A 23,282-nucleotide genomic window follows, 5' to 3' on the forward strand; every position below is an offset into this window, starting at 1 on the left:
CATCCAAAATATGGAAGGCTTATCTTTGGGCGCATCACCAGCATTGGAGGACAGCGCCATATGAACGCCCATGCTTTCACCAGCGACGTGGCCTTCACGCCGAGCGTCAAGGCGATCCAGGCGCGCAAGGGCTCGCGCGAGGCCTATTCCCGTGTCGAAGAGCGCGGCGGCTGGCGGGATGTCATCACGCCCGACCTTGCGGCTTTCATCGCGGCGCAGACCAGCGTTTTTCTTGCAACAGCCAATGGCGAAGGCCAGCCCTACATCCAGCATCGCGGCGGACCTGCGGGATTCCTCAAGGTGCTCGACGAAAAGACGATCGGCTTTGCCGACTTCTCGGGAAACAGGCAGTTCATCACCCAGGGCAATCTGGCCGACAATGCGCAAGCTTTCCTGTTCCTGATCGACTATGCCCACCGCCAGCGCATCAAGATCTGGGGCAGGGCGCGTGTCATCGAGGGCGACGCCGAACTGACGGCGAGCCTGATGCCACAAGGCTACAAGGCGCGTCCCGAGCAGGTCATCCTGTTCACGGTCTCGACATGGGATGCCAATTGCCCGCAGCACATTCCGCAGCGCTTCGAGGCGGCAGACGTTGCGGCGGCGCTGGCTGAACGCGACAGGCGAATTGCTGCCCTCGAGCAGGAGATCGCCCGCCTGAGTGGGGCCGCCGCTACGGGATGATGCGGGCCGGCGGCTTCTCGCTCTTGACCACCGAGGCTTCGGCCAGGGCGATGCCGTCGGCGGTTTGGCGCAGCGGGACGATGCCGCGCGCCAGCGCCAGCACATATTTGCTGTATTCGGTCAAAAGCACGCGCAGCGCTTCCGGCTTGGTCAGCCAGCCGCCATTGCCGAGATTGGTGTTGACCACCGGATAGGGCTCCAGCTTGGCGCCGTGCAGCAGCCGCCCCATCTCCAGCAGGCTGCGCGGCATATGGTAATTGTTGGTGACGAGGATGACGCTGCCATAGGCGTGGCTCTCCACCCACTTGGCGCTCTCCTCGGCATTGCCGATCGTGTCGAGCGCGGCGCGGTCGATGTCTACGCAGCAGGAAAACAGCGCCTTGTCACCGCCGGTCGCGGCCTGCAATTGGCGGCGGCTGGCGGAAGGATGAACGCCGCTGATCAGCAAGCGCTCGCCCTTGCCGGAGGCGAGCAGGTCCATCGCCGCGTCGAGCCGCGACTGGCCGCCGGTGAGCACGATGATGGCATCGGCCCTGGCGGGGTTGGCGGGCGTCGTCATGTGGCTGACGGTGCTGGCGAACCAGCCGAAGCCACCGGCAAACAGGGCTGCCAGCGCCAGGACCGAGAAAGCACAGATCCGAAGGAATATGACAAGGCGGGCCAGATTGCCGCGCCCATGCGCCGGGGTACCAACAACTGGCATCCGTCCAGCCGTTCCGGTCGTGTCCCGCGCGTCCATCATCCTATGGTTAATCCTGAAATGCGGCCTTTGATAGATGAAAAGGCGCACATTGCGTTACGGCAGTTTCCCTTGCGTGATCAGACCCTTGCTGAACATGACCACGTCAGCGTTCGCTGACGCCCGGTTCCGGGTCATGCTCAGCCTCCATCCGGCTGGCGCATGTCGATGTCGCTCAAATAGGTGACAACCGTCACGTGCGAAGTCGCCGCCGTCAGCACACCGATCACCAGCACCATCAGGCCGACACCGAGATAGCCGGCCGAGCCGATGGCGAAATTGCCGAACAGCGCGGTCGCCTGGTCGGCCTGCGGCGTGGCCATGTTACGCGACGACCACCAGGAAAAGACGATGAAGACCAAGATCGCGGCAGCGCCCCCGGCGGCGGCGCCCTTCATGCCGGTGACCAGGAAATGCCAGCGGAATTCGCGCGCGATGAAGCGCGCCTCGGCGCCGACGAAATGCAGCACCTCGATGATATGGCCGTTGCCGGCCATGGCGCCGCGCGTCGCGAACACCACCGTCAGCACCGTCGCCGACAGCATCAGCACCAGCACGGCGATGCCGATGGTCACGGTGGTGCGGGCCATGGCGACGAGCCGGTCGACCCAGGTGCGGTGATCGTCGAGTGCGGCGCTCGGCAATTTGGGCGTGATTGCCGCGCGCATGGCTGCGAAGTCGGGCGGGCTGTTCTCGTCGATGGTGACGATGACGAGGCGCGGCACCGGCAATTCGTCGATGTTGAGGCCTGTGCCAAGCCACGGCTCCAGCAGGCGGGCGGTGGCGTCTCGGTCGATGATCTTGGTGCCCTTGACGCCAGGGAATTCGCCGGCGATCTGCGAGGCTTGGGCCAGGGCGGCCTCCATGTCGAGGCCGTCGACCGGCTTGATCTGGATCGTCGCCTCGCGCGAGATCTGGTTTTCCCACACCGAGGCGGTGTCGCGCACCAGCGTCACGGCGCCGAAGGTCAAGCAGGACAGGAAGGTCATGATGGCGATGACCAGCACCAGCGCCCGTCCGGCGATGTTCTGTGCCGGCACGATCGGCGCCATCCTGCGCTGGGCGCGCTGCATCACGCCGGTCATCTCGGCCGGCTGGTCGTGGAGATGTTCGGCGGAAAGCTCAGTCATAGATATCCAGCCTTCCGCCGGCGAGGATCATGCGTCGTGCGTCGACCTGCTCCATCAGGCCGAGGTCGTGGGTGGCGATCACAACCGCGGTGCCGAGACGGTTGAGCTCGATGAACAGCCGAAGCAGCCGGCGCGCCAGCGGCGGATCGACATTGCCGGTCGGTTCGTCGGCGAGCAGGATCTCGGGCTGCTCGATCAGCGCGCGGGCGATCGCCGCGCGCTGCTTCTCGCCGCCGGAGAGCACCGGCGGCAGCACATGCATGCGCTCGCCAAGACCGACCCATTTCAGCAATTCGGTCACGTCCGTGCGGTAGCTCGCCTCCTCGCGCCCTCGCACGCGCAAGGGCAGGGCGACATTCTCATATGTGGTCATATGGTCGAGCAGGCGGAAATCCTGGAACACGACGCCGATGCGGCGCCGCAGATGCGGCAGTTCGCTGCGCGAGATGCGCGAGCGGTCCTTGCCGAAGATGGTGATCAGGCCGCGCGTCGGCTTCAGCGACATGAACAGGAGGCGTAGCAGCGTCGTCTTGCCGGCACCCGAAGGCCCGCTCAGGAACTGGAACGAGCGCTCCGGTATGTGCAGGGAAATGTCGCGGAGGATTTCCGGACCCATGCCATAGCGGAGGCCGACATTTTCGAAGCGGATCACGTTCGACGACCTGGAACTTGCGGCGGCGAAACGCCAGCCCTTTCTCTCAAAAGACCATCGGCCCGCATGGTTAACGCTTGGTTAATTTTCGATGCTTTTCGATGCATCACCGGGGTCCCGGTGGGGAAGCGTTAACCATTTGCGTTTACCCAAAAGAAACGAACAGCGAACAGGTGCTTTCAGTACTGGAGCCATATGGCTGAGGATCGAACCGCGCGCCCGGTTTCCGGCGAAATCATGGCCGGGCTGGGGACAAGTGCCGCGCTGGAGCCGCGCGAGCCGGTGATCGACATTGTCGATGCCGATTACGAGGTGCTGCCGCGTCTTTCCGCCGCGCCGGAAGCGCCGCCGGCGTCGCCTTCCCGTACGACCGCCACGCCCTCCATCGAAGGCATGGACATGCTGCGCAAGCCGGAAGCCGCGGTCGAGCGGCAGCCCGCTTCGCGCGGCGGACCGCTTTTCTGGGTTGCTGGCGTCGGCGCGGCGCTCGCCGCCTTCTGGGTCTCCGGCGGCCATGCATTGGTGCGTCAATCGCCGTTCTGGAATGCCGCGCAGCCGGCAGCGGCGTTCAGCATCTCGGACATCACGTCGCGCATCGACGCGTCGGGGCCGAAGCCGGTGCTGTTCGTCGACGGCGAAGCGGCCAATGACGGGGCCCGGGCCGAGCAAATGCCGCCGCTGGAGATCCGCGTCACCGGTAACGACAGCCAGGTCACCCGCTATACGCTGGGGACATCCGGCCGCTCGCTGGCGCCCGGCGAAAGATTTGGCTTTTCCAGCCGCCTCGATGTGCCTAGAAACGGCGTAAGGGCCGTGTCGGTCACCTTCGCCGGTTGAGGCGTATTGATATTCAGGTGATGCCGGCCTGCAAATGCCGGTTTCCTGCGCTTCCGGTGCTCACGTACCTTAAGTACGCTCCGCTCCGGTTCTCGGAACCCGCCATTTTCGGTGCGGCCTGACCTGAATCTCAAAACGCCTGGGCGATTTTCTTTGGAAGGTAGTTGATGCCAGTTGTACGCGGTAAGGATATCGAGGTCCTGTTTTCGGCATCGGCGATCGCCCGCCGCAACCTGGAACTCGCCAAGGAGATCGCCGGGCGCGACTACAACGATCTTTTGGTGATCTCGGTGCTGAAGGGGTCCTTCATCTTCGCCGCCGACCTGATCCGGGCCATGCACGATGTCGGCCTGTCGCCCGAGGTCGAGTTCATCTTCATCTCCAGCTACGGCGCCGGCACCACGAGCGGCGAAGTGAGGGTGCTACGCGATATCGACAATGAGGTGGCCGGCCGCGATGTGCTGCTGATCGACGACATACTGGAGTCCGGCAAGACGCTCTCCTTCACCCGCGACCTCATGCTGTCGCGCGGCGCCAGAAGCTGCGCCATCGCCGTGCTGCTCGACAAGCGCATGCGCCGCCAGACCAAACTCAATGCCGATTATGTCGGCTTCGACTGCCCGGACTATTTCGTCGTCGGCTATGGCATGGACGTCGCCCATGCCTTCCGCGAATTGCCGTTTGTCGGTGTCGTCAAGGGCGACGCCTGAGGCGCTGTGGGCACTCCGGAACGAATTCTGAAAAGGCCCATCGACGCTTCGAATTTTCAGAAAAAGTCAACTTTTCCCCGCCATGTATTTCGCCATGGCAAAGCTTCTGATCGTCGAGGACGATGAGTCCGTCCGCACCCTCGCCGCCCGCGCGCTCGAACGCGACGGACACAGCGTGGCCATCGCTTGCGATGGCGCCCAGGGCCTTGCCCTGATCGAGGCGGCCCGGGGTGGCTATGACCTCGTGGTCTCCGATATCCGCATGCCGGAGATGGACGGCATCGAGATGGCCACGGCGGCGGCGGCGCTGTTCCCGTCGATGAAGATCATGCTGATGACCGGCTATGCCGACCAGCGCGAGCGCGCCGAGGAATTGAACGGCATCATCCTCGACGTCATGCAGAAGCCGTTCACGCTGGCCGAAATCCGTGCCCGCGTCGGACGCGCTCTGAACTGCTTCGCCTGAGGCTGCGAGCCGCAGGTCCGCCCTCCACGGTCATCGGGACTCACGAGCGTTGCCGGCGGTCACGCCATGTCGCCGGTCGGTACAAGCAGCGGCGGAGCAGACCTGCGCCGCTCCGTGCGGAAGGCAAGCAGGCCGGCGCCGATGATGAGCGCGGCCCCGAACACCGTCGTCGAGCGCGGCACCTCGGCGAAGAACAGGAAGCCCCACAGCGGCGACCAGATGATTCCGGTATATTCGAAGGTCGCGACGCGGTTGGCCGGCGCCAGCCGGTAGGCCTGCGACAGCAGGATCATGCCGGCCGAGGCGACGAAGCCGCAGGCCACCATCTTGAGAAGATCGGGCAATGCCGGCCAGGTCCAGGGCCGCACCAGGAATTCGAGGCTGGGGTGGACAGCGTGCTCTATCCCGGCAAGCCGGAACAGTGCGGCGACCAGCACCGCGCCGGTCAGATAGGCGCCGTTCTGGTAGAACGCCATGACGGTCGAGGATTCGGTATCGCTTATCTTGCGGGCCATCAGCTGCGAGAAGCCGTAGAGGAAGGCTGAGCCGAGCGACAGCAGCGCCGCCCAGTCGAACAGCCCGGCGCCCGGCCGCACCATCACGATGACGCCGAGCAAGCCGACCAGGACGGTCGCCAGCGTCTGCCAGGAGACCCGTTCGCCAAGATAGGGCCCGGCAACCGCCATGATGAAAAGCGGCGCCATGAAATAGAGCGCCACCGCGTCGGCCAGCGGCAGGGCGGCGATGGCCAGATAATAGGCGGTGTAGGAGCTGAACTGGATGAAGGCGCGCAGCGTCAGCATTGCGAAGCGCTTCGACAGCAGCGCTGGCAAACCGACATCGACGTGCACCAGGACGATCAGGATGGGCAGGGCGACGATGGCGCGGATCGCCATCACCTCGGTGACCGGATAGAGGCTCGACACCGCCTTGACGAGCGGGTCCTGTAGCGAAAACACCAGCACGCCCAGACAGAGGCTCAGGATGCCAAGCACCATCCTGTTCTGCATATTCCTGGCCCCCTGTGTTGGCGCGATCCCAACCCGACGCTTGCGGCAAAAAGAACCCGCCACCGTTTCGGGCAGCGGGTATGAGTGAGGACTCTTATTGGTCCACGGCCGGTTTCAAGGGCCGCTTATCCAATGGGTAACGTGACTATCCTCCGGCGTTTGACATGTTGCAAACGAATTGGAATGATGCCAGCAATCAAAATTGCTTATGGTGTGACGCGATGAAACCGACGCTCGACAGCGATCTCCTGCGCACCTTCGTCGCGGTGGCCGAAACCGGCAATTTCACCAAGGCGGCGGAGCAGGCGGGCCGTACCCAGTCGGCGGTGTCGATGCAGATGAAGAAGCTCGAGGGCATGGTCGGCGACAGCCTGTTCGAGCGCGGTTCGCGTGGCGTGGCGCTGACGCGGCGCGGCGGCGAACTGATCGGCAACGCCAGGCGCATCGTTTCGCTGCTCGACGAGACCGCGGCGTCGCTGGCGGCGGCGCCGCTTGGCGGCCCGGTGCGCATCGGCATTCCCGAAGAATATGGCCATGCCATCCTGTCGCGCGCCCTTGGCGCGTTTTCGAAGCGTCACCCGAAGGTCGAGGTGACGGTACGCTACGCGCATTCGGGCGCACAGACAGCGGCGGTCGCGGCCGGCGAACTCGATCTTGCCGTCGTCTTCGAATGGCAGGACCTCGCGGGCGGCGAGGTGCTGATGCACGATCCGACGGTGTGGGTGACGTCCGAGACGCACCACAGGCACGAGGAACGGCCGGTGCCGATCGCGCTCTACAGCCGTGACGGCTGGTGCCGCGACTTCGCCATCAAGTCGCTGGAGCAGCGCGGCCTTGCCTATCGCGTCGCCTACACGAGCGACACCAATGGCGGCCTCAAGCTCGCCGTCACCTCCGGCCTGGCGATCGCGCCGATCTCGCGCAGCAACATCCCGATCGGCTGCCGCGAGCTGACCGCAGCCGACGGTTTCGGCGACATCGATTCCTCGAATGTCGTGCTGCATCGCAACCCGGCAGCGGCCGGCGAAGCGATCGATAGCATGGAGAATGCCATCCGCGAGGCGTTCACGCTGACGCCCGGCGCGCCACTGGACTCCTGACCCGGCGCTCCCGGCAGCCGGTCCGGCCGGCAAGCGGCGGAAGGCAGGCCGCCGCTCAGCCCTTCTTTTCGCAGAAGGTTAGGCCTTTTCGTAGAAGGTCAGGCTATTGCCGAAGGGATCGATGACGGTGACCTCTTTAGTCTCCCACGGCGTCGTCTCCAGACCAGGCCTGGCGAACCGATACTTCCTGTCGATCAACTCGTGGTGCAGTGCCGCTATGTCGGCCACTTCGACGCGGATGTGCGAACCCGGCGACCCGTCGCCGTGATGCTCGCTCAGATGCAGCTCGCAGCCGTCGCGGACGATACCGGTGTAGAGCGGCGCATTGTCGTCGAAGCGGTGCTCGAACCGCACCGCGAAACCGAGAAAGCCAAGATAGAACTCGTGCGCCTTGGCGACGTCGAATATGCGCAGGATCGGGGTGACGGCACCGAGCTTCGGCATGGCGTTGCGACCGTTGATGAGGGGAGGACTATTTCAGTTCTAGCAGCCGCTCGAGATAGCTGCGCTCGATGTCGGGGCTGAGCGCGTTGCCGAGCCGCTTGCGGATCGCCTCCAGGATCTGGCGCGCGCGCTGGACATCGATCTCGTCCGGCACCTTCACGGAATTGCCGTCGTCAGGCCCGCGGGTGGCGCGTGGCCGGCCAAGCGGGTCGCGGTCGGCGTCCTGCTGGCGGCCGCCCTGCTCGCTGCCGCCCTGGTCGCCCTGCATGGCCTGCAGCTGCTTCATCATGTCCTTGGCGCCGCGGCGCAGCGCCTCCAGCGCGCGGCCCTGGTGGCCGACGGCCTGGTCGCCGTCGCCTTCGCCGAGCGCCTGCTCGGCATTACCCATCGACTTGCCGGCCTCGCCAAATCCCTCGTTGGGCTGCATGCCGAGGCCTTCCAGGCCCTTCTTCAACTGCTCGAGATCGCTTTGCAGCTTGCCCTGGCCTTCCTGCAGCTGCTTCAGCGCGTCGGCGAATTCCTGCGGCGTCATCGGCCTCGGGCGGGCGAGCGGATCGCGGTCCTGTCCCTGTCCCGGCCCGTCCTCGTCCTGGCCGCCGCCGTTCTCGCCCAGCTGCTCGTCGCGGTTCTCGCCGCGCTGGCGCAGGCCGCGCTGCATCTGGTCCATGCGGAAGGTGTCGTTCATCATCTCCTGCTGGCGCCGCATGATCTCGCCCAGCTTGTCCATCTGCTGGCGCATCTCGCTGTCCTGCTCGCCGCCCTGCTGCTGACGGCCGGCCTGCAGGTTGTTCATCATGTCCTGCAATTGCGACAGCAGCTGCTGGGCGCGGTCGCGATCGCCGGATTTGGCTAGGTTCTCGATCTCGTCCATCATCCGCTCGATGTCGCTCTGGCGCAGCTCCTGGCCATTCTGCTGCATCTGCGGTGCGTTCGGGTTCTGCTTGGCGCGCTCGGCGAATTCCTGCAGGAACTCGTTCATCGCCTCGCGCAGTTCCTTCATCGCCTTGTCGATCTCTTCGTCGCTGGCGCCCCTGTTGATGGCGTCCTGCAACGCCTGCTGCGCCTGGCGCAGCCGACGCTCGGCCGCCGACAGATTGCCCTCCTCGATGCCGAGCGCGATTTCCCAGAGATAGGACACGACATTGCGCAGCTGGTCGTCATTGTCGGCCATTTTCAGCCGGCTGCGGGCGCTCATGATGGCGAGGTAGTGCGACATGTCGTCGAACGTGTCCTCGGGGCGCAGCGTGATGGCATCCATCAGCTCGAGCACGCGCGGCTTGGAATTGGCGTCGAGCCCAAGCATGCGGCGCTGCTCGATGACCGCGCGCGCCAGGGGGTTGGCGAAGGGCCGTTCGGGCATCACCAGCGTCTTGGTCTCGCTGGTCGCGGTGTGGCCGGCGTCGTCGGTGGCGCTGAGCGTCAGCTTGATGCTGCCGCCGGACCAGACGTGCTCGGTCAGGTCCTTGCTGGTCTTGGCGGCGTTGCCCTTGCCGCCGCGGCGCGGCAGCGCCAGCGGCATGTCGGGCGGACCGTAGAGCGGATGCGCGCTCGGCGCCTGCGGGTCGGCCAGCGCGAACTCCGCCTTGGCCGAGGCCGCGCCGTAATCGTCGTCGATCTGGTAGTTGAGCTCGAAGGCGCCGTTGACGGCGCGCTTGGGCTCGCCGGCAAAGCGGATCGTCGGCGGCTTGTCCGGGATGACGGCGAAGGCCCAGTGGCCGAGGTCGTCCTCGCCCGATTTCAGCGTCAGCACGCCGTCGCCGGTCAGCTTGCCGCTGAACTGGCGCACTTTGGGTGCTGCTGTCGACACCGGCTTGGCGGCCTGCGGTCCGGCCGGGTCGATGGCGCGGGCATTGCCGTCCCTGTCGGCAAAGCTCAGCGTCTCCTCGCCCGAGCCACCGGTGACGCGCAGCGAGACATCGCTGCCTTGCGGCACGGTGAAGGTGGCGGCCGCCTGGTTGGCGTCGGCGGTAAGGAAGAGCGGCGGCTTGCCGGTATAGGCAGGTGGCGTCACCCAGGCGTCGATGCGCGGCGGAACCGCGTCGCGCGCGGCGCGGGCGACAAAGCCGTCGCTTATCCTGCCGCCCGAGGGGCCAAAGGAGAAGGCGAAAGCGGTGACCAGGAGCAGCGCCGCGACGGCGCGCAGGCCCCAGCGGTCGCGCTCCGGAACGCGCGCGCGGGGCCGGTCGGCGCCAAGGCTGCCCAGCCGTTCGGCCATGCGCTTTTGATGTTCGCGCCACAGCGCCTGCGAGAAGATGCTTTCGTGGCCGCTCGGGCGATCGGTCTGCACCTGCACCGGGCTATGCAGCAGTTCGTTGGCTGCTTCGATGCGCCGGTCGATCTCGGCGGCCGTCGGCAAGCGGAAGACGCGCAGCGGGTAGAGCGCGGCGAGGGCGGCGATGGCGAAGACAAACAGCACGCCGATGCGCGCGACGTCGGGCAGAAGCGGGAACAGGCCGAGCCAAGAGATGCTGAGGAACAGGCTGGCAAGGATGAGCAGCGGCAAAAGCAGCGGCCAGCCACGCTCGACCACCATGGAGGCCCGCGTCGCCAGCCGGCTCAAGGCAAGACGCCCGGCCAGGCCGCGATCGCCGCTGGAAGTGGGTCGTTGCGTCATCGGCCCTTCCTGTCCGGGCGGGATGGCCCGAACCTCAGGACTCGAAGTGTACCAGCAAACACGGCAAAGGCGAGGCGGGTTCCAAAAACGTGAACCGTTCTTTCCGCTTTTATGGTCAGAATTTTGCGGGATCGGTGTTGGAGCCGCAGACCAGAACCGCCACACGCTCGCCCGGCGACGGCTGGTAGCGGCCGGAGAGCACCGCCGCGAAGGCCGCGGCACCGCCCGGCTCGGACATGATTCGCACCCGGTCCCAGAGCGCCCTCTGCGCGGCGACGATGTCGTCGTCGCTAACCAGCAGCGAGCGCTCGACATAGGCCTCGGCGATCGGGAACATCATTTCGCCCACACGCTTGGGCGCCAGCGAATCGGCGGCGATGCCCTCTGCAGGCGCATCGACGGGCCGGCCGGCCTCGAAGGCGCGATAGAGCGTCGGCGCGCCCTCCGGCTCGACTGCGATGATCCGGATGCGGCCGGCGAACCAGGCGGCGATGCCGCCGATCAGACCGCCGCCGCCGACGGCAACGAGCAGCGTGTCGATTTCGGGCAGATCGGCCTCGATCTCCAGGCCGAGCGTGCCTTGCCCGACCAGCGTTTCCTCCTGATTGAAGGCATGGATCTGCAGCGCGCCGGTGCTTGCGGCAAAGTCCTCGCTGGCGGTCAGCGCCTCGGCATAGCGCGCGCCGCCGACGACCAGTTCGGCGCCGTAGCCGCGAATGCGCGCCAGCTTGGCCGGCGGGCTCACTTCGGGAACGAAGATGGTGGCCTTGTGGCCGAGCCGCATGGCGGCATAGGCGACCGCTGCGCCGTGGTTGCCGCCGGACGCGGCGACGACGCCGGCCGCGGGCACGGGACGCTCCAGCAGATTGGTGAAGGCACCGCGCGCCTTGAACGAGCCCGAATGCTGCAGGCATTCAAGCTTGAGGTCGACGGCGAGCGGCGCCTTGCCGAAATCGGCCATGTCGACGCGCAGCACCGGCGTGTGGCGCACGTATGGCCGGATGCGCGGCTCCATCGCGGCGATGCGTTCGCGGGTGATGGTGCTGGGGTTGGTCATGATTCGCTTCCTAACCATGCCGGCGTTGTCCACACGACAGCCTGAATGAGTTCGTGGCGCCGCCTGCCTATTTCAACCAGTCCGGGATCGAATCCAAGCCGATCAGCTCGTCATAGGTCTGGCGTGGGCGCACGACATGGAAACGGTCGCCGTCGACCAGCACTTCCGGCACGAGCAGGCGGGTGTTGTAGGTGCCGGCCTGCACCGCGCCATAGGCGCCGGCGGTGGCGACGGTGATGAGATCGCCGGCCTTCAGCCGCGGCAGATCGCGGTCGAGGCCCAGGAAGTCGCCCGTCTCGCAGACCGGCCCGACGACATCGACCTTCATGCGCGGCGTCGCCGCCGGCGGCTGCACGACCGGGCGGATGTCGTGGAAGGCGTCGTAAAGCGTCGGCCGGATCAGGTCGTTCATGGCGGCGTCGACGACCAGGAAGTTCCTGGCGTCGCCTTCCTTCACGAAGATGACCTCGGAGACCAGGATGCCGGCATTTCCGACGATCAGCCGGCCCGGCTCGAACATCACCTTGAGGCCGAGCTTGGTGACGTGCTTCCTGACGATCTCGGCATAGGCATCGGGCAGCGGCGGCGGGCTGTTGTCGACGCGATAGGGGATGCCCAGGCCACCACCGAGATCGACATGCTCGATGGAATGGCCGTCGGCGCGCAACGTGCCGACCAGTTCGACGAGCAGCGCGAAAGCGTCGTCGAAAGGCTGCAGTTCGGTGATCTGGCTGCCGATATGGGTGTCGATGCCGGTGACCCTGATGCCCGGCAGTTGCGCGGCGCGGGCATAGACCTGGCGCGCCCGCTGCCAGGCGATGCCGAACTTGTTCTCGGCCTTGCCGGTGGAGATCTTCTTGTGCGTCCTGGCGTCGACGTCCGGATTGATGCGCAGCGAGACCGGCGCGACCTTGCCGAGCGCGGTCGCGCGCGCCGAGAGCAGTTCCAGCTCCGGCTCGGATTCGACGTTGAAGCAGAGGATGCCGGCGGAAAGGGCGAAGTCCATTTCCCGCGCGGTCTTGCCGACACCCGAGAAGAGGATCTTGCCGGCTGGAATGCCGGCGGCCAGCGCCCGGCGCAATTCGCCTTCCGACACCACGTCGGCGCCGGCACCAAGCCTTGCCAGCGTCTTCAGCACCGCCTGGTTGGAGTTGGCCTTCATGGCGTAGCAGACCAACGCGTCGAGCCCGGGGAAGGCGTCCCTGAAGACGCGAAAATGCCTGGTCAGCGTCGCCGTCGAATAGCAGTAGAACGGCGTGCCGACCTGCGCCGCGATGTCAGGAATGGCGACGTCTTCGGCATGCAGCACGCCGTCGCGGTAGTCGAAATGGTTCACGAGACTGGTTCCGGATGTTGAAGCGCGATGAGATCGGTGATCTCATCGGCTCTAGAGCAGTGGGTCGAGGATGAACTTCTTGTCCTCGATCGGTTTTTCCGGCTCCGGCGGCACGGGCTGATTGGCCTTCTCGGCATCCTTGCGCGCCTGCACGGCCGCCTCGTAGGGCGTGTCGAGGCCCGTCCTGCGGCCGCAGGCCGTGACGGCAGCCATCGCCGCGAGCAGCGCGAGCGTCACCAAAATCCTGCTTGCGGTCATCGATCCCATCCGTGCGAGAAAATTCGTTGCCTGCTTCTAGCGAAAATTTCGCGCCTTTGCACCCCGGCAAATCGGGCCGTCGCTCGGCTCACGCCTTGGCGAGCCGCTTTTTCCAGTAGCGGATTTGCTTGCGCACCTCCGAGGGCGCCGTGCCGCCGAAGCTCACGCGGCTCTTCACTGAATTCTGCACGGCAAGCACGGAGAAGATGCCCTCCGTGATGCCGGGATGGATCGACTGCAGATCCTCGAGCGAAAGCTTCTCCAGCCCGACCTTCTTGTCCTCGGCCAGCGCCACGGCGCGGCCGGTGACGTGATGCGCCTCGCGAAAGGGCAGGCCCAGCGTGCGCACCAGCCAGTCGGCGAGATCGGTCGCCGTCGCATGGCCGGAGCCGGCGGCCTTCTTCATCGCGGCTGCATTGACGGTCATGTCGCGCACCATGCCGGTCATCGCGGCCAGCATCAGGTCGAGCGTCTCGGCGGCGTCGAAGACCGATTCCTTGTCTTCCTGCATGTCCTTGCCATAGGTCAGCGGCATGCCCTTCATCACCGTCAAAAGGCCGACGAGATGGCCGTTGACGCGCCCGGTCTTGCCACGCACCAGCTCGGCGGCGTCGGGGTTCTTCTTCTGCGGCATGATCGAGGAGCCGGTGGAGAATGAGTCCGAGAGCCGGACGAAGCCGAATTGCGGCGTCGACCAGATGATGATCTCCTCGGCGAGCCGCGACAGATGCGTGGCGCAGATCGCCGCCATGGCGAGAAACTCAAGTGCGAAGTCGCGATCGGAAACACTGTCGAGCGAATTGCGCATCGGCTCGCGGAAGCCGAGCGCCTTCGCCGTCTGGTGACGGTCGATGGCGAAGCTGGTGCCGGCGAGGGCCGCCGCGCCGAGCGGGCTCTCGTCCATGCGCTCGATGGCGTCGCGGACGCGCGACAGGTCGCGCGAAAACATTTCGACATAGGCCATGCAATGGTGGCCGAAGGTGACCGGCTGCGCCGCCTGCATATGGGTGAAGCCCGGCATCACCGTCGCCGCATGCTCCTCGGCGCGCTCGAGGAAGGCGGCGATCAGCCCCTTCAGCGCCTCGGCGACGCGGAAGCACTCGTCCTTGACCCAGAGCCTGAGATCCACCGCCACCTGGTCGTTGCGCGAGCGGGCGGTGTGCAGGCGGCCGGCGGCAGGGCCGATGAGGTCGGCAAGACGCGCCTCGACATTCATGTGGATGTCTTCCAGCCTAGTCGAGAATTCGAATGTGCCGGCCTCGATCTCTTTCAGGATCGTGTTCAGGCCGTGAGCGATTTTTTGTTGATCGGCCGCCGAAATAATGCCCGTTTCAGCCAACATCTCGCTATGGGCGATCGAACCTCTTATGTCCTGCGCATAGAGTTTGCGGTCGAACGAGATCGACGCGTTGATCGCTTCCATGATCGCGGCCGGACCCGAGGCAAAACGTCCGCCCCACATCTGGTTGCTGGCCTTCTTGTCGCTCATCGCTATAACCCGTGCTCCGGAGCAGTTTTGAAGAAAATGGCAGACGGCAATCAATTATTCCCGGCCCCGCGCCTGATCCTTGCCGCCCTGGTGGCGGGCGTGCTGGCGGGCGCGGTGGCGGTATATGTCAGCGAGAGCGGTTCTGGCAACAACGCGCCGGCCGAAGTTGCCGCAGCCACCAGCGGCAAGGACGATGCCGCCTGCGCGGCCAAGGCCGAGCGGGCCAAGAAGGTCGCCGCCAAGGCCACCGGCCAGGTCGCGGCGCTGTTGCCGGCCGATCCGCCGCAGTCGCTGAAAAGCCTCGCCTTCAACGGTCCCGACGGCAAGCCGATGACGCTCGCCGACCAGGCGGGCAAGACGGTGCTGCTCAATCTGTGGGCGACGTGGTGCGCGCCGTGCCGCGCCGAGATGCCGGCGCTCGACGCGCTGCAGAAGGAAATGGGCAGCGATCGCTTCCAGGTGGTGGCGGTCAATGTCGATACCGGCGACGACGCCAAGCCGAAGAAGTTCCTCAGCGAAATCGGTGTCGCGACGCTCGGCTATTACCGGGACCCGACGCTGGGCCTGTTCAACGAGGTCAAGACGCGCGGCCTGGCGCTTGGCCTGCCGGTCACCATGCTGATCGACGCCGAAGGCTGTCTGATCGCCCATATGAACGGGCCGGCCGAATGGTCGGGAGCGGATGCCAGGCGGCTGGTCGAAGCCGCGCTTGCTCCTTCAAGCTGAGCGCAGGGCCGCCGCCGGTTCCAGCATCAGGATGCTGCCGCCACGCTGCTTGACGGCGGCGCCGTCTGGGGCAGCCGTCGCCCTGACGCCGGTCAACTCGCCGAACGCCTCGATCGGACCAGGCCTGCCGAGGTAGAAACCCTGGCCGATCTCGCAGTCCTCGGCGTCGAGGAACCTGAGCTCGCCAAGCGTCTCGACGCCTTCGGCGAGCACCGGCAGGCCAAGGCCGCGCCCGAGACCCAGCACGGCGCGCACGATGGCCGCGACCTGGCCGTTCCTGTCGACCGACTTGATGAAGGAGCCATCGATCTTGATCTTGTCGAAGGGGAAGGCGCGCAGGTTGGAGAGCGAGGAATAGCCGGTGCCGAAGTCGTCCATGGCGACGCGGACGCCGAGCGCCTTGACCTGCCGCAAGGTCGCCAGCGCGCGCGGCATGTCCTTGACCAGCGCCGTCTCGGTGATCTCCAGCTCGAGCCTGCCCGGCGCCAGGCCGGAGCGCAGCAGAACCTCGTGCACCCTGCGGCTGAAGTTCGGATTGTGCAGCTGCACGGCCGAGACATTGACCGCGACCATCAGCGGGTTCTTCCAGCGGACGGCTTCCTCGCAGGCGGCCGCCAGCACCCATTCGCCGATCTGGATGATGGCGCCGCTGTCCTCGGCCGCCGGAATGAAGACGGCGGGGGAGATGTCGCCGTGCTCGGGATGGTGCCAGCGGAGCAGTGCCTCGAAGCCGATCATCCTGCCGGTGCTGATCTCCTTCTGCGGCTGGTAGACGAGGCGGAATTCGTCGCGCGCCACCGCCTGGCGCAGATCGTGCTCCATCACCCGCCTGTCGCGCGCCTCGGCGCCCATCGAGGCTTCGAAATAGCGATAGGTGTCCTTGCCCTCCGCCTTGGCGCGGTAGAGCGCGGTGTCGGCGTGGCTGATGAGGGAGGCCTGCTCGTCGGCGTCCAGCGGGTAGAGCGCGATGCCGATGCTGGCCGACACCAGGCCGCCGCCCGGCGACAGCCGGTTTTCCTCGCGCATGGCGGCCAACACCGCCTCGGCGATGCGGCCTGCCGCCTGCGGGTCGGGGAGGTTGGGCGCGATGATGGCGAATTCATCGCCGCCGAGGCGGGCCAGCATCTGCCCGCGGCGAAGTTTGCTCGAGGCGCATTGCGCCACCTTCTGCAACATGGCGTCGCCGGCGGCATGGCCGAACAGGTCGTTCACTTCCTTGAACCGGTCGAGATCGAGCAGCATGAGCGCGAGCTGGCCGCCCTTGCCGCTCCGGCCCGCGGCGGCGATCTCCGCCTCCAGCCGGCTGTTGAAGCTGCGGCGGTTGGCAAGCCCGGTCAGCGGGTCGTAATGGGCGAGGCGGATGATCTCCTGCTCCGCCTTCTTGCGTTCGCGGATGTCGCGCACGGCGACCACGCTGTGCGGCTTGCCGCAATAGTCGATGGTCCTGGCGATCAGCTCGACGGGGATCGCGGTGCCGTCATGGCTTCTGAGCTCGGTTTCCCGCGCCTGCCCGTCGGCTTCGGCCATGGCGGTGGCGGAACGCTCGCCGAAGAGGTCGCCAAGCACCATGGTGTTCAGTGTCGTTGATGCGATGCCGGACAAGGCCGCAATGCTGTCATTGGCGCTGACGATGCGGGTGCCGTCGCAGACGATCAAGCCCTCCACTGCTGCGTTGGCCAGGCCATGCATGCGCTCGGCCTCGGCCTGGTGGCGGCGGAAGCGCAGGTCGATCCATAGGGCAGCGGCCGAAAGCACGAGGATGACCAGGCTGGCGGCCGCCGCCGCGAAGGCCTGCGACATCGGCTCGATCGTGTATTGCGAGATCTCGATCGAGCTATCCGGATAGATCGACACGGCGCCCATGGCGATGAAGTGCAAGGTGCAGATCGCCAGCGTCAAAAGCACGGCGGCGCTGATCGTTCTCAGTGTCGAGGGGCGGTGCAGCGCGACAAAGAGCGACAACGCGGCAAGCGTGATGCCGGCGACCAGCGAGATCCCGACAAGCAGGTGATCCCAGACGACCCGGCCCTGCACCTCGAACGCCGCCATGCCGGTATAGTGCATCGTGCCGATGCCGACGCCGAGCACGGCGCCGCCGACAAGGTAGTGCTCGATGCCGCCGCGCAAGGTGGCGATCCACATGCCGGCGGCGGTAAGCAGGACGGCCGCGGCAAGCGATAGCACCGACAACTCGGTGTTGTAGGCGTTCGGTATTCCCGGCGAGAAGGCGATCATGGCGATGAAGTGCGTCGCCCAGATGCCGAAACCGGTCGAGGTGGCGGCAATCATCAGCCAGGCATAGTGGTTTCTATTGGTCGAGCGGTCGACGTGGCGAAGCAGATTGACCGCCGAGAAGGAAGAAATGCCACAGATGAGTGCCGCCAATGCGACCAGTCTCAAATCGTGTTCGTGCACGATACAATTATAGACCGTCAACATCTCGCTTCACCTGATCTTCCCGCAACAATCAAGCAATGAAATTGATTAGGGCTGGACGGTTGAAGAATCGGTTATTGCTCCTGCAACTACGGCGTGCGCGTTCGGTTGCAGAGGTGCCCGAGACGATCTGCACCAGTCATGCGGTGGCGGCAATATCGCCTGCCGCACCTGACCGACGCCAATGCCGAAGGTACTCACGAGGCCCTGAAGGTGGACCGGTTCGCGGTGCCGATCGGCTCTTCCACAGGCCCCGGGGCAACAGCAGAACTGTCACATACCTTCTCTATGAGAGCGGGCAAGGACTTGCGCAAAGCCTGATGCCACCTGCCACTCAAAAGGGAATGAAATCCATGTCGATCATCAAGCAGGGCCTTGCCGCCCTCGCAGCCGGCGCTCTCGGCCTGACGCTGGCGCAGCCTGCCGCCGCCGCGCCCGTCAAATTCGATTTCTGGTTCGGCCTTTCAGGAGACCTCGCGCGTGTCGTCGACACGCTGTGCAAGAATTTCAATGCCTCGCAAACCGACTATGAGGCCGTCTGCACCAGCCAGGGCAATTACGACGCGACGCTGCAGAACACCATCGCCGCCTTCCGCGCCGGCAAGCAGCCGACCGTCGTGCAGGTCTACGATGTCGGCACCGCCACGATGATGCTGTCGGGCGCCTACTATCCGGCCGACAAGCTGATGGAAGAGAACGGCTACAAGATCGACTACAGCGACTATTTCCCCGGCATCGCGCGCTACTACGCGACCTCGAAGGGCGAGATGCTGTCCTTCCCGTTCAATTCCTCGACCGCGCTGATGTACTGGAACAAGGACGCCTTCGCCAAGATCGGCAAGACCGAGGCGCCGAAGACCTGGGAAGATGTCGGCGCCGACCTCAAGGCGCTGAAGGATGCCGGCTACGATTGCCCGATGGCGATCAACATCTCCGGCAACGAAAGCTGGCAGCTGATGGAGCAGTTTTCGGCCATCCACAACCAGCCGATCGCCACCGAGAACAACGGCTATGACGGTCTCGGCGCCCGCCTCGAGATGAACAAGACCAAGTTCGTCCAGTACGTCGGCGATCTCAAGAAGTGGTACGACGCCGGCCTGATCAAGATCAAGTCGAAGGACCTCGGCCAGGACATGGTGCAGGCCTTCGCTTCCGGCACCTGCCAGCTCATCATGACTTCGGTGGGCGACCACGGCACGGTCGGCAAGACGCAGAAGGAAGGCATGAACTGGGACGTCGCCGAACTGCCCGTCTATGCCGGCACCGAGCGCAAGAATTCGCTGGTCGGCGGCGCGTCGCTCTGGGTGCTGTCCGGCAAGTCGCCTGAGGAATACAAGGGCGCCGCGGCCTTCCTCAACTTCATCCACGACCCCAAGACCGCTCTGTTCTGGTCGAGCAACACCGGCTACATCCCGGTAGCGAAGTCCGGCTTCGAGTACATGAAGGCCAACGGCTTCTACGACAAGGCGCCCTACAAGGGCCGCGAGGTCGCCATCGCCAGCCTGACCGCTTCGGAACCGACGGAAATCACCCGCGGCATCCGTCTCGGCAATTTCACCCAGATCCGCGCCGAGTTCGGCACCCAGATGCAGGCGATCTTCGCCAACAAGGTCAGCGTCCAGGACGGCATCGACACGCTGGTCAAGAATGGCGACGCCATCCTCGACCGCTTCCAGCAGACCTATCCGAACAAGACGCTGCCCTGAGCATCGGCCTTTCGTGGCCGCCCGCCGACAACAGGCGGGCGGCCGTTTCATACCAGGGCATGGCTGCCCCGCGGCTTCGGCGGATCGATGGAAAAACGCGTAACCTTCTCACGATGGACGATCGGCATCCTGTTCGCGGTGCCGCAGCTGCTCCTGATCTTCACGTTCTTCTACTGGCCAGCAGGCCAGGCGGTGTACTGGTCGCTGACGCTGCAGCAGCCCTGGGGCGGCGGCAACATCTGGGTCGGGCTCGACAATTTCCGCTCGATCCTGGCCAATGCCGACTACTGGAACTCGATCATCGCCAGCCTGACCTTCGCAGCCATCAGCACCGGCCTTGCCATGGTCATCGCGCTGGTGCTCGCCACCCTGACCGACCGTCAGCTCGCCGGCTCACGGCTCTACCGCGTGGTGCTGATCTGGCCTTACGGCATCGCGGCACCGGCGCTGGCGATGGCCTTCCGCTTCATCCTGGCGCCGGAGGCGGGCTTCATGGCCGTCGTCAACCAGGTCTGGCCGGGCTTCTGGGACCCAGGCCTCGATGGTGCCGATGCCATGGCCTCCATCATCGCCGCCTTCTCGTGGAAATATGTCGGCTATAATTTCATCTTCTTCCTGGCCGCGCTGCAGGCCATCCCGCGCTCGCTGGTCGAGGCGGCGGCGATGGACGGATCCGGTGTCATCCGGCGTTTTTGGGACATCCAGTTCCCGCTGATCACGCCAACGATCTTCTTCCTGCTGGTCATCAACATCACCGAGAGCTTCCAAGATTCCTTCGGCATCGTCGACATCATGACGGCGGGCGGTCCGGCGAACGCGACCAACCTCATGGTCTACAAGATCTATTCCGACGGCTTCAAAGGCCTCGATTATTCCGGCGCTGCCGCTCAGAGCATCATCCTGATGCTGCTGATCATCGTGCTCACCATCTTCCAGTTCCGCTTCATCGAGCGGCGCGTGCACTACAGGTGAAGCGGGCATGGTCGAGCGCACACCGATCCTCAATTTCCTCACCCATCTCATCCTGTTCATCGGCTTTGTCTTTTGCGTCGCGCCGTTCGCTGTCGTGGCGATCGCTGCCTCGCACAATCTGAAGGACGTCAACGACGTGCCGATGTCGCTGCTGCCAGGCAGCGACTTCTGGGTCAACATCAACACGGCATGGACGACGGCCGATCTCGGACCGAAGCTGTTCAACAGCTTCATCATGGCCGCCGGCGTGGCGGCCGGCAAAGTCATCATCTCGGCGCTCACCGCCTTCTCGATCGTCTATTTCCGCTATCCCGGCCGCATGCTGATCTTCTGGCTGATCTTCGTCACGCTGATGCTGCCGCTGGAAGTGCGCATCGTGCCGACCTATGCGGTCGTCGCCAACGTCATGTCGCCCTACCAGGCGATCCTCGACGTGACCGGCTTGAGCTGGCTGATCGAGAAGGTCTCGGGCGCCCAGGTGTCGCTCAGCCTCGGCCTGCTCAATTCCTACACCGGCCTGATCATGCCTCTGATCGCCACCGCCACGGGCACGTTCCTCTACCGGCAGTTCTTCCTGACTGTGCCGGACGAGCTGACCGAGGCCGCGCGCATGGACGGCGCCGGCGCGCTGCGCTTCTTCATCGACATCCTGCTGCCCCTGTCGCGCAACAACATGGCGGCGCTCGGCACCATCATGTTCCTGTGGGCGTGGAACCAGTATCTGTGGCCGCTGCTCATCACCACGGATGCCAGCCACGCCACGGCGGTGACCGAGCTCAAGCAGCTGATCCCCAATGTCGGCGGCATTCCCGAGTGGAACATCGCCATGGCCGGCACGCTGATCGTCATGCTGCCGCCGCTCGTCGTCGTCGTTGCCATGCAGCGCTGGTTCGTGCGCGGCCTGATCGCCACCGAAAAATAGGGAGACAAAAATGGCCTCCATCACCATTCGCGACGTCAGGAAGAGCTATGCCAAGATGCAGGTCGTGCATGGCGTCGACCTCGACATCGCGTCGGGCGAATTCGTCGTCATCCTCGGCCCGTCCGGCTGTGGCAAGTCCACCCTGCTGCGGATGATCGCCGGGCTGGAGGAAATCTCCGAAGGCACGATCGCCATCGATGGCACGATCGTTAACAAGCTCGAGCCGCGCGAGCGCGGCTGCGCCATGGTGTTCCAGAACTACGCGCTCTATCCGCATATGAGCGTCGCCCAGAACATCGGCTATTCGCTGAAGGTGGCGGGTGTTCCGGCCACCGAGCGCACCCAGCGCATCAAGGCGGTCGCCCGCACCCTGGAGCTCGAGCATCTGCTCGACCGCAAGCCGATGGCGCTGTCGGGCGGCGAGCGCCAGCGCGTCGCCATGGGCCGCGCCATGATCCGCGAACCGAAGGTCTTTCTCTTCGACGAACCGCTCTCCAACCTCGACGCCAAGCTGCGCGTGCAGATGCGCTCGGAAATCCGCAAGCTGCACCGGCGTCTCAACGCTACCTCCGTCTTCGTCACCCATGACCAGGTCGAGGCGATGACGCTGGCTGACCGGCTGGTGGTGATGAATGGCGGCTGCGTCGAACAGGTCGGCACGCCGGCCGAGGTCTACGGCCGGCCGGCGAGCCGCTTCGTCGCGACCTTTGTCGGCGCGCCGGCGATGAACATGCTCGACGGCGAGGTAACACTTGACGGCCTGTCGCTGCTCGGCGACAGCCGCAAGCTCAACGTCTCACGCGCCGGCCTCGCGGTCGGATCCAAGGTCGCGGTCGGCATCCGGCCCGAGGCCGTGCGCATGGTGGCGCCGGGTACGCCGGGCGCGCTCGAGGCGACGGTCGACCTCGTCGAGGAACTCGGGGCCGGGCGGGTCGTCTATGTCGACCTCGACGGCGCGGCGTTTTCCGTGGTGACGTCGGAAACCGTGCATCCGACGCCGGGCAGCGCCGTCGGCCTGCAGTTCGCCGAGGCCGACCTGCATTTCTTCTCGTCCGAGACTGGAAGCCGCCTCGACGTGTTCAAGGCATCCGTGCTGGTGCCCGCGCTCTGATCGCCAGCAAGCGCCTTTCCGTACGGTCGAGGCGAGCGGCGCGGCGAACTCCCTGCCTGATCGAAAGAAGGTCGCAAAATGAAAATCATCCAGGTCACCGACGCCCATCTCGGCCGCCGCGGCGAAATCCGCTTTGGCGCGGATCTGCATGAGCGGCTCGACCGCTGCATCGACCATATCAATGCCCGCCACGGCGATGCCGCGCTTTGCATCTTCACCGGCGACCTCACCGAGGCCGGTGAGGCGCAGAGCTACGCCGACCTCAGATCGGCCCTGGCGCGGCTGTCGGTGCCCTACCGGCTGCTGCCGGGAAATCACGACCGGCGCGCCAACCTGATCACCGCCTTTCCCGAGCATCCGGTCGACGAGAATGGCTTCGTTCAATCGGCCTTCGACACGCCGGAGGCGTCGCTGCTGTTCCTCGACAGTCTGGCCGAGGGCCGTGTCACCGGCGAATTGTGCGACAGGCGGCTGGTCTGGCTGGACGCTAGGCTCGGCGCGGCGGCGGGCCGGCAGGCCTACATCTTCCTGCATCATCCGCCGGTCGAGCTCGGCCTGGCGCTGCTCGATCCGCTCGGGCTCGAGCAACCCGCACGCTTTGTGGAACTGCTCAGGCGCCATGGCAATGTCGGCCATATCTTCTTTGGCCATGTCCATCGCGACATCGCCGGCACCGTCGGCGGCATTCCGTTTTCCGCGCAGCGCGGCCTGCATGCCCGCTTCGTGCTCGATCTGGTCGGCGAAGAGGTGGTCGAGCAGGCGCCGCCGACCTATGCGATCGCCCTCATTGATGCCGCCGCGCGGCGGGTTGTCGTGCACAATTGTGACTTCCTCGAGCGCTGGCCGGCCTATTCGCCGGCGACCGGCCAGCGCGTCGAATAGT

General features: G+C 65.4%; 22 protein-coding genes. 11 read left to right on the plus strand and 11 right to left on the minus strand.

What is annotated here, in order from left to right:
• Positions 1-60: 60 nt before the first annotated feature.
• Entirely contained in the window at positions 61-684 is a 624-nt protein-coding gene (locus JG743_RS07450) for a pyridoxamine 5'-phosphate oxidase family protein (RefSeq protein WP_202299154.1), read from the plus strand.
• Here JG743_RS07450 and JG743_RS07455 read toward each other — a convergent pair.
• The 3 genes from JG743_RS07455 to ftsE form a co-directional block, all read right to left on the minus strand.
• Positions 674-1,387 (minus strand): YdcF family protein, encoded by a 714-nt coding sequence (locus tag JG743_RS07455; RefSeq protein ID WP_446720888.1) that lies wholly within the window; start codon positions 1,385-1,387, stop codon positions 674-676. The two genes, JG743_RS07450 and JG743_RS07455, sit on opposite strands and share 11 nt — an antisense overlap.
• A gap of 176 nt (positions 1,388-1,563) precedes the next feature.
• Positions 1,564-2,553: a cell division protein FtsX gene (locus tag JG743_RS07460; protein ID WP_202299156.1), complete on the minus strand. Its 990-nt coding sequence runs from the start codon at positions 2,551-2,553 to the stop codon at positions 1,564-1,566.
• Positions 2,546-3,205 carry a cell division ATP-binding protein FtsE gene (gene ftsE, locus JG743_RS07465; protein ID WP_023757234.1) on the minus strand — a complete coding sequence of 220 codons (660 nt, stop codon included), beginning with the start codon at positions 3,203-3,205 and terminating at the stop codon, positions 2,546-2,548. Before ftsE ends, JG743_RS07460 begins: the two co-directional genes overlap by 8 nt.
• A gap of 195 nt (positions 3,206-3,400) precedes the next feature.
• Here ftsE and JG743_RS07470 point away from each other — a divergent pair, with 195 nt between their 5' ends.
• The 3 genes from JG743_RS07470 (at position 3,401) to JG743_RS07480 (ending at position 5,218) form a co-directional block, all read left to right on the plus strand.
• Positions 3,401-4,042 carry a hypothetical protein gene (locus JG743_RS07470; RefSeq protein ID WP_202299157.1) on the plus strand — a complete coding sequence of 214 codons (642 nt, stop codon included), beginning with the start codon at positions 3,401-3,403 and terminating at the stop codon, positions 4,040-4,042.
• Between the two features lie 167 nt (positions 4,043-4,209).
• Entirely contained in the window at positions 4,210-4,752 is a 543-nt protein-coding gene (gene hpt, locus JG743_RS07475) for a hypoxanthine phosphoribosyltransferase (RefSeq protein WP_202299158.1), read from the plus strand.
• A 94-nt stretch (positions 4,753-4,846) separates the two neighbouring features.
• A complete protein-coding gene (locus JG743_RS07480; protein WP_202299159.1) occupies positions 4,847-5,218 on the plus strand; it encodes a response regulator in 372 nt (123 codons plus the stop codon).
• A gap of 59 nt (positions 5,219-5,277) precedes the next feature.
• Here the strand turns inward: JG743_RS07480 and JG743_RS07485 are convergent, their stop codons facing one another.
• Positions 5,278-6,228 carry a DMT family transporter gene (locus JG743_RS07485; protein WP_202299160.1) on the minus strand — a complete coding sequence of 317 codons (951 nt, stop codon included), beginning with the start codon at positions 6,226-6,228 and terminating at the stop codon, positions 5,278-5,280.
• A gap of 221 nt (positions 6,229-6,449) precedes the next feature.
• Between JG743_RS07485 and JG743_RS07490 the strand changes: the two genes are divergently transcribed.
• A complete protein-coding gene (locus JG743_RS07490) occupies positions 6,450-7,328 on the plus strand; it encodes a LysR family transcriptional regulator (protein ID WP_202299161.1) in 879 nt (292 codons plus the stop codon).
• Between the two features lie 78 nt (positions 7,329-7,406).
• On the opposite strand, the gene JG743_RS07495 is transcribed toward JG743_RS07490, so the two are convergent.
• From JG743_RS07495 to argH, 6 genes are all read right to left on the minus strand, one after another.
• Positions 7,407-7,772, minus strand: a complete 366-nt coding sequence (locus tag JG743_RS07495) for a glyoxalase superfamily protein (RefSeq protein WP_202299162.1) — start codon at positions 7,770-7,772, stop codon at positions 7,407-7,409.
• A 28-nt stretch (positions 7,773-7,800) separates the two neighbouring features.
• Entirely contained in the window at positions 7,801-10,386 is a 2,586-nt protein-coding gene (locus tag JG743_RS07500) for a TIGR02302 family protein (RefSeq protein WP_202299163.1), read from the minus strand.
• A gap of 115 nt (positions 10,387-10,501) precedes the next feature.
• Positions 10,502-11,443, minus strand: a complete 942-nt coding sequence (locus JG743_RS07505) for a threonine/serine dehydratase (protein WP_202299164.1) — start codon at positions 11,441-11,443, stop codon at positions 10,502-10,504.
• A gap of 67 nt (positions 11,444-11,510) precedes the next feature.
• Entirely contained in the window at positions 11,511-12,779 is a 1,269-nt protein-coding gene (lysA, locus tag JG743_RS07510) for a diaminopimelate decarboxylase (protein ID WP_202299165.1), read from the minus strand.
• A 51-nt stretch (positions 12,780-12,830) separates the two neighbouring features.
• Positions 12,831-13,037 (minus strand): hypothetical protein, encoded by a 207-nt coding sequence (locus tag JG743_RS07515; RefSeq protein ID WP_202299166.1) that lies wholly within the window; start codon positions 13,035-13,037, stop codon positions 12,831-12,833.
• 88 nt (positions 13,038-13,125) lie between these two features.
• Positions 13,126-14,526 carry an argininosuccinate lyase gene (gene argH, locus JG743_RS07520; protein ID WP_202299167.1) on the minus strand — a complete coding sequence of 467 codons (1,401 nt, stop codon included), beginning with the start codon at positions 14,524-14,526 and terminating at the stop codon, positions 13,126-13,128.
• A 36-nt stretch (positions 14,527-14,562) separates the two neighbouring features.
• Here argH and tlpA point away from each other — a divergent pair, with 36 nt between their 5' ends.
• Positions 14,563-15,252 (plus strand): thiol:disulfide interchange protein TlpA, encoded by a 690-nt coding sequence (gene tlpA / locus JG743_RS07525; RefSeq protein ID WP_202299168.1) that lies wholly within the window; start codon positions 14,563-14,565, stop codon positions 15,250-15,252.
• Here tlpA and JG743_RS07530 read toward each other — a convergent pair.
• On the minus strand, positions 15,244-17,691 hold the full coding sequence (locus tag JG743_RS07530; RefSeq protein WP_202299169.1) for a sensor domain-containing diguanylate cyclase: 2,448 nt from the start codon (positions 17,689-17,691) through the stop codon (positions 15,244-15,246). The genes tlpA and JG743_RS07530 overlap by 9 nt on opposite strands.
• Positions 17,692-18,041: 350 nt before the next feature.
• On the opposite strand from JG743_RS07530, the gene JG743_RS07535 reads away from it, so the two are divergent.
• From JG743_RS07535 to JG743_RS07555, 5 genes are all read left to right on the plus strand, one after another.
• On the plus strand, positions 18,042-19,394 hold the full coding sequence (locus tag JG743_RS07535) for an extracellular solute-binding protein (RefSeq protein WP_202299170.1): 1,353 nt from the start codon (positions 18,042-18,044) through the stop codon (positions 19,392-19,394).
• Positions 19,395-19,481: 87 nt separating this feature from the next.
• Positions 19,482-20,366, plus strand: coding sequence for a carbohydrate ABC transporter permease (locus JG743_RS07540; protein WP_202299171.1), 885 nt, complete (start codon positions 19,482-19,484; stop codon positions 20,364-20,366).
• A 7-nt stretch (positions 20,367-20,373) separates the two neighbouring features.
• Entirely contained in the window at positions 20,374-21,288 is a 915-nt protein-coding gene (locus JG743_RS07545) for an ABC transporter permease subunit (protein WP_202299172.1), read from the plus strand.
• A 10-nt stretch (positions 21,289-21,298) separates the two neighbouring features.
• On the plus strand, positions 21,299-22,399 hold the full coding sequence (ugpC, locus tag JG743_RS07550) for a sn-glycerol-3-phosphate ABC transporter ATP-binding protein UgpC (RefSeq protein WP_202299173.1): 1,101 nt from the start codon (positions 21,299-21,301) through the stop codon (positions 22,397-22,399).
• 78 nt (positions 22,400-22,477) lie between these two features.
• Complete coding sequence (locus JG743_RS07555) at positions 22,478-23,281, plus strand: phosphodiesterase (RefSeq protein ID WP_202299174.1); 804 nt, start codon at positions 22,478-22,480, stop codon at positions 23,279-23,281.
• The last annotated feature ends 1 nt before the right edge of the window (position 23,282 follow it).

The organism is Mesorhizobium sp. 131-2-1 (genome assembly GCF_016756535.1).
Classification (GTDB): Bacteria; Pseudomonadota; Alphaproteobacteria; order Rhizobiales; family Rhizobiaceae; genus Mesorhizobium.

What these genes read in the sequence shown, in the direction of transcription:
- argH (WP_202299167.1), bottom strand. Translation starts at nt 14,526, where the DNA reads ATGAGCGACAAGAAGGCCAGCAACCAGATGTGGGGCGGACGTTTTGCC.
- JG743_RS07545 (WP_202299172.1), top strand. Translation starts at nt 20,374, where the DNA reads ATGGTCGAGCGCACACCGATCCTCAATTTCCTCACCCATCTCATCCTG.
- JG743_RS07485 (WP_202299160.1), bottom strand. Translation starts at nt 6,228, where the DNA reads ATGCAGAACAGGATGGTGCTTGGCATCCTGAGCCTCTGTCTGGGCGTG.
- JG743_RS07470 (WP_202299157.1), top strand. Translation starts at nt 3,401, where the DNA reads ATGGCTGAGGATCGAACCGCGCGCCCGGTTTCCGGCGAAATCATGGCC.
- JG743_RS07530 (WP_202299169.1), bottom strand. Translation starts at nt 17,691, where the DNA reads ATGTTGACGGTCTATAATTGTATCGTGCACGAACACGATTTGAGACTG.
- hpt (WP_202299158.1), top strand. Translation starts at nt 4,210, where the DNA reads ATGCCAGTTGTACGCGGTAAGGATATCGAGGTCCTGTTTTCGGCATCG.
- JG743_RS07515 (WP_202299166.1), bottom strand. Translation starts at nt 13,037, where the DNA reads ATGACCGCAAGCAGGATTTTGGTGACGCTCGCGCTGCTCGCGGCGATG.
- JG743_RS07455 (WP_446720888.1), bottom strand. Translation starts at nt 1,387, where the DNA reads ATGCCAGTTGTTGGTACCCCGGCGCATGGGCGCGGCAATCTGGCCCGC.
- JG743_RS07555 (WP_202299174.1), top strand. Translation starts at nt 22,478, where the DNA reads ATGAAAATCATCCAGGTCACCGACGCCCATCTCGGCCGCCGCGGCGAA.
- tlpA (WP_202299168.1), top strand. Translation starts at nt 14,563, where the DNA reads ATGGCAGACGGCAATCAATTATTCCCGGCCCCGCGCCTGATCCTTGCC.
- JG743_RS07460 (WP_202299156.1), bottom strand. Translation starts at nt 2,553, where the DNA reads ATGACTGAGCTTTCCGCCGAACATCTCCACGACCAGCCGGCCGAGATG.
- ugpC (WP_202299173.1), top strand. Translation starts at nt 21,299, where the DNA reads ATGGCCTCCATCACCATTCGCGACGTCAGGAAGAGCTATGCCAAGATG.
- JG743_RS07450 (WP_202299154.1), top strand. Translation starts at nt 61, where the DNA reads ATGAACGCCCATGCTTTCACCAGCGACGTGGCCTTCACGCCGAGCGTC.
- JG743_RS07495 (WP_202299162.1), bottom strand. Translation starts at nt 7,772, where the DNA reads ATGCCGAAGCTCGGTGCCGTCACCCCGATCCTGCGCATATTCGACGTC.
- JG743_RS07490 (WP_202299161.1), top strand. Translation starts at nt 6,450, where the DNA reads ATGAAACCGACGCTCGACAGCGATCTCCTGCGCACCTTCGTCGCGGTG.
- JG743_RS07480 (WP_202299159.1), top strand. Translation starts at nt 4,847, where the DNA reads ATGGCAAAGCTTCTGATCGTCGAGGACGATGAGTCCGTCCGCACCCTC.
- JG743_RS07505 (WP_202299164.1), bottom strand. Translation starts at nt 11,443, where the DNA reads ATGACCAACCCCAGCACCATCACCCGCGAACGCATCGCCGCGATGGAG.
- JG743_RS07540 (WP_202299171.1), top strand. Translation starts at nt 19,482, where the DNA reads ATGGAAAAACGCGTAACCTTCTCACGATGGACGATCGGCATCCTGTTC.
- JG743_RS07500 (WP_202299163.1), bottom strand. Translation starts at nt 10,386, where the DNA reads ATGACGCAACGACCCACTTCCAGCGGCGATCGCGGCCTGGCCGGGCGT.
- JG743_RS07535 (WP_202299170.1), top strand. Translation starts at nt 18,042, where the DNA reads ATGTCGATCATCAAGCAGGGCCTTGCCGCCCTCGCAGCCGGCGCTCTC.